The organism is Paenibacillus phyllosphaerae (assembly GCF_014192105.1).
In the GTDB taxonomy this organism is placed as follows: Bacteria; Bacillota; Bacilli; order Paenibacillales; family Paenibacillaceae; genus Paenibacillus_Z; species Paenibacillus_Z phyllosphaerae.
Map to the genome: position 1 here is coordinate 1 of NZ_JACHXK010000047.1, position 4,570 is coordinate 4,570.

The window sequence follows — 4,570 nt, forward strand, 5'->3', positions numbered from 1 at the left end:
CGTCCGCCAACTTCATGACGGCTGCCGCTGTGAACATTTTGCTTGTCGAGCCGATACCGTACATCGTTTCAGCAGTTAATGGCATTTTCCCAGCAACATCGTTAATACCGGATTGACCAGAGACAACGATCTTCCCATGATCGATCAGCGCGTATTGAACGCTTGTCGTACCGTATTGGCCCGTGAGGAGCGAGGCTTTCTCGGATGCGATCTTTTGGGTATCCTCATAAGAAAGAGGCCTGTCGCCCGGAACAGCTGCCACTACACCCACCGGCGCCAGCATCGACAACATTAATGTCACAATAGCCAGCATCAGAAATAATCTTTTAATTCTCATAATACCTCCTTAAGATCGTAGTCACAGGTATTACGTTTAATTAATCCCAAAAGTTCCTGTATTTAGAAATAAATTCATGTTTATTCATAGCCAGTTGGGTAAGCACAAGGTATCATCGATTACTTATTCCAACAATCTAACGAAGCAGTAGTTCATTCTCACTGGCAATGGTAAGTAGTGCAATTACCTTGCTTTGAACGTCACCTACTGGCCGTTCGTTCTTCCAAAAATTGCACGGTAGTGGAACGCCTCGCGCCCGTCTTTGCTAAACTCGTTGTGCCATTGTTCACCCTGGTGGCGCTGGCGGTCGACCACTTTCAGACGGTGCACCTTTTCTGGGCTGGTTCCGCAGTGGCGGCTGACAATCACACTGTCATTCTCTAGTTCCGCGTCCACGATGTCGATGCCGAATACGAGCGCTTGAAGCCTTTTGTCCACGGTGGGTAAAGGAACCAACCACGATGCCGCAGGGAACCACCGAGGAAGCGATCAAACGGTTCAGCGATTTGCGTTGACGGACAGTTGAAGTGAGTGAAGCCTCAAGCCTGCTCGTTATGTAAATGAAAAGGGAACAAAACCATGGCGGTCTGCTCCCTGTTCTGATTAAGCTATCGTTCCTAGATAGTTCAATTATGACTGCTGAATAATAATTACATCACCGTCTAAATTCAACATTTCCCACAGTTCTATCTCATCTTGATCTGAGCATTCAATTACGATGTCATAATGATCGTTATTTTTCCTGACCTCTTTTATACCACCAGTCACTTTTAGGGAATTATTCAAGGACACATGAATATCCATTCCCTTGCTTAATTGTCCCTCAAGCAGAATACCTTTGATGATAAAAGCTTTTTCTGTCCTCAACGTTTGCGTAACTTGGAACTGTGACATAGGCCACCTCATTTTACATCATAGTAACTGAGCGGTAAGCTACCGATCGCGCGGCAGTTTCGCCTGGAATGCTTAATGGAACTAACGTTCCCAGATAGCTGAACGCCTAGTTTTCACGAGGAAAGAAAACCAACGATCTCATCCAGCAACGTTTCGTGAAATCGTACGCGATCAAATCCGGGTGGGTCCTGGGAGGGAATAAAACCTGGTGAAATCATTGCAGGTGGAAACGGGCTTAGAAAGGAAAAATGACCAGCATTTTCTACTGTCCGATAGCGAACCTTACTTTGAATGGCAACTCCATCTAAGATAATTTTGGAGTGGAAAGAAGGCGTGTACGAATCATGCTCCGCATCCATCATCAGAATGGGGACATCAACCTCCCGAAGCGCTCCTTCATTCCGAAACCATACGGACGCCGGCGCCAGCAAAATCAAGGAGCGGAGACGCCGGTCGCGTGTAATATTAATCTGGTACGACTGCCCATCCGGACTTTCGTTAGGAAATGAAGTCGGGATGCCTCCGGCTACCGCCAGCCCTGTGTAACCGCCCATGGAATGCCCGATGACTGAATAGTTGTCCGATTCGATCAGTCCTTTAAATCGCTCATCTTCATAAAACCAGTCGGCCGCAAGGCTAAGGTGTCGGGGGCGATTCGTGAGATTAGTAATCGTTCCCTCAAGACTATTATCATTGCGATTATTATGAGGATGTTCAGGGAGACCAACGATAAAACCGCATCGCGCCAAATGCTGGGCAATTGATCGGTATACTAACGGAGAACCACCAGATCCGTGTGAAATGATTATCAACGGAAACCTCCCCTCACGTGGTTCCGCATCTTCGGCGACCTCAATAAGGTATGGTCCTAACTGATGGGCTTTTTCCGGCGAATCTGTCGGGTACATGACGATCATTGGGAAGGTTAACTCCGACGCAGGATCGGCTATCCTCAGCTCGTAACATCCCGCATCCCCTTCCAAAATTTTAGTTTTTTTGTTCATCCTGATTCTCCTCTTCTTTTGAACCATTTATGATTGTGCACATATCGGAATATATATTTCCAGTACAGTGTCCTCGTTCGTTGGACCTAGAAATCGCTGGTCATACCGCGCAAACTCCGGCGCATTGGCACGAACATTCCCCGACTGGGGGAACCACGTTTCGTAGATGTACTGGAATGTATCATTAAGTCTGGCTAATGATCCCTTGTGTGAAAATACGGCATACGTTGTAGCTGGGAACAGCTTGGCAATCATGCCCGCTGGAGCAGGACTTTCTTCGATGTCAGCTTCGACACATGCGGTATAAGTCACTTCCCATTGCTCACCAGTAAGCTCAATGACTGCATAATAAATACCTTCCGTATTAGGCTTCCTCTTAATTTCAAATACTCTCTTCCTGAGACCTCGCCACAACAATCCGACCTCGTTCGAATCTAGACCCTTTATCGACATGCCAACCAGATTCAACATATCCATGTGAACGAAAGAAGGTTCGAGAGAAATTCCTTCGTGCAAATGTTGCAGTCTCTCTTCATCCAATGGATGCTTCTCCATGGCCCGGAATAACGTATCCTTCATATTCCTTTGCTTGCGGAATTGTCCAGGAGAGGTAGAGAACATTTTACGAAAGGAGCGTGCGAAAGCTTCCTGGGACTCAAATCCGTACTTTATGGCAATCTCAATGATCCTTTGGTTAGTATGAAACAGATCATATGCGGCGTGAGTCAATCTCCGCTTGCGAATGTACTCTGAAACGGAGTTGCGTGTAACAGATAGAAAGATACGATGAAAATGATAATGCGAATAGCCGGTGACCTCCCTAATCTTTACGTTTAATTTCTCATCAAACATATGATTTTCAATATAGGATATCGCCTTGATTACCGATTCCTTATAGTTCATTTCAAAGCCTCCATGGAGATACTCACACTTTACAATATGGGTAACCCTTTGTTTTGATATTTTTTGCGGAATGTACTTTTTCTCGTATACTAGTTGCAAACTATGCCCGGTAGCTGAATAGCCTGCTGGGTCGCTCCGGCAGGCTGAGTTATTGAAATATCGTTCCCAGATAGCGCAATAGCTGGTGACGTTAGGCAGTATGTGCGACTAGCATATTCCCGTCTAAATCGAAAAATTTAAGAAACCTTCTTCCTTCTTCTACTGGAGTTGCATGTGGGTCCCCATGTACCATTAATCCACCCTCCGAGACTTTTTTACATAACTCATCCATGTCATTCACTTGGAAACCAATGGCTGGAAAAGGCTCACCGTTAACAGAGAATGTTGAGTTTGTTTCGTCTGAGGTTTGCCATAAAAAAATATGTGTTTCATCCTCAGCAAAACTAATAATTGAAAAATCACCGAAATTGGCATGTAATCTGCAATCCAAATAGGTTGTATACCAGTTAATTGCCTCATCTAAGTTTTTGACTGGAATCTGGACGTGACTAATAAAATTGCTCATCTTCATCCTCCTCAATCTTCTCTGAAAATAACAAGGGGTTCAACTATCTCCAAATAGTTATGGAAAATATATCCACATACAGAATAGCGAATATACGTTCTGATGTAAACAGGTTTTTAGCACTTTTCCAGCGTCTTGAATTAACGTAATCTGCCCTTTAGCTTAATGTAAAACAGGAGCAGCTGCCGCGGCGGCAAACTACTCCTGGATCGTTGAACTAAAGTTCCCAGATAGTTAATCAACATCATATTCTTCCTTTAAGGTTTGCAATCTCTTTTCGAACAAACCTTTAAGCTCCTTCATATAGGAAAATACCCCTTCAATTTTCGGCAGTTGGATTGCCTTTTCAATTGCCGAAATGATAATATTCTTCTCCTCTTCATATTCCAGGATACCCTCTTCAAATACATCTTTATAGTGCTGCAAAAATTCTTCTTCAGTCTTATAGCTTGGTAGCCACTCAAAGAGATATAATTCTTTAAGTTGTACATAAAGAGCCAGAAATTCTTTTATATTTTTTGCAACCGGTTTATACGGGTCACTAAAATCCATCGGCTGTATAAATAAAATCGGTGCATTTTCTAATGACTCTACAGTACCACCATCTGTAAGGAAAACGAAGTGATCTCCATCTGCACCCGTCCACAAGAAGATAATCGCATTATCTGGAGTGCAATCGTATCCCTCCTCTTCAAAACTTAAACTATATAGGACGCAATTAACAAACGAACAAAAACTCACCCGCCACCAAATCGGGTAATCAATAGTAAAAAGCACCCGGTGGTGATAAAAATGAGTACTACAAAAATCGAACAACTCAATATGGCCATGAGAGAGACATCAGACAAGCGACTTTACGAAAGGTAT

At 43.9% G+C, this 4,570-nt stretch carries 7 protein-coding genes; all 7 read right to left on the reverse strand.

What is annotated here, in order from left to right; all coding sequences use genetic code 11:
* The coding region (locus FHS18_RS33910) for a serine hydrolase domain-containing protein (protein WP_183604802.1) at nucleotides 1-337 on the reverse strand (337 nt) is incomplete at its 3' end.
* A 204-nt stretch (nucleotides 338-541) separates the two neighbouring features.
* Entirely contained in the window at nucleotides 542-775 is a 234-nt protein-coding gene (locus FHS18_RS35520; protein WP_183604803.1) for a hypothetical protein, read from the reverse strand.
* A gap of 192 nt (nucleotides 776-967) precedes the next feature.
* Nucleotides 968-1,231, reverse strand: a complete 264-nt coding sequence (locus FHS18_RS33920; RefSeq protein WP_183604804.1) for a hypothetical protein — start codon at nucleotides 1,229-1,231, stop codon at nucleotides 968-970.
* Nucleotides 1,232-1,344: 113 nt separating this feature from the next.
* Complete coding sequence (locus FHS18_RS33925; RefSeq protein WP_183604805.1) at nucleotides 1,345-2,235, reverse strand: alpha/beta hydrolase family protein; 891 nt, start codon at nucleotides 2,233-2,235, stop codon at nucleotides 1,345-1,347.
* 27 nt (nucleotides 2,236-2,262) lie between these two features.
* Nucleotides 2,263-3,138: an AraC family transcriptional regulator gene (locus FHS18_RS33930; RefSeq protein ID WP_183604806.1), complete on the reverse strand. Its 876-nt coding sequence runs from the start codon at nucleotides 3,136-3,138 to the stop codon at nucleotides 2,263-2,265.
* A 190-nt stretch (nucleotides 3,139-3,328) separates the two neighbouring features.
* Nucleotides 3,329-3,703 (reverse strand): VOC family protein, encoded by a 375-nt coding sequence (locus FHS18_RS33935; protein ID WP_183604807.1) that lies wholly within the window; start codon nucleotides 3,701-3,703, stop codon nucleotides 3,329-3,331.
* A gap of 234 nt (nucleotides 3,704-3,937) precedes the next feature.
* Entirely contained in the window at nucleotides 3,938-4,351 is a 414-nt protein-coding gene (locus FHS18_RS33940) for a hypothetical protein (protein WP_183604808.1), read from the reverse strand.
* Nucleotides 4,352-4,570: the final 219 nt, after the last annotated feature.

Excerpts from the sequence above, each read along its gene's own strand:
- FHS18_RS33925 (WP_183604805.1), bottom strand. The coding sequence starts at position 2,235 with ATGAACAAAAAAACTAAAATTTTGGAAGGGGATGCGGGATGTTACGAG.
- FHS18_RS33930 (WP_183604806.1), bottom strand. The coding sequence starts at position 3,138 with ATGAACTATAAGGAATCGGTAATCAAGGCGATATCCTATATTGAAAAT.
- FHS18_RS33920 (WP_183604804.1), bottom strand. The coding sequence starts at position 1,231 with ATGTCACAGTTCCAAGTTACGCAAACGTTGAGGACAGAAAAAGCTTTT.
- FHS18_RS33935 (WP_183604807.1), bottom strand. The coding sequence starts at position 3,703 with ATGAGCAATTTTATTAGTCACGTCCAGATTCCAGTCAAAAACTTAGAT.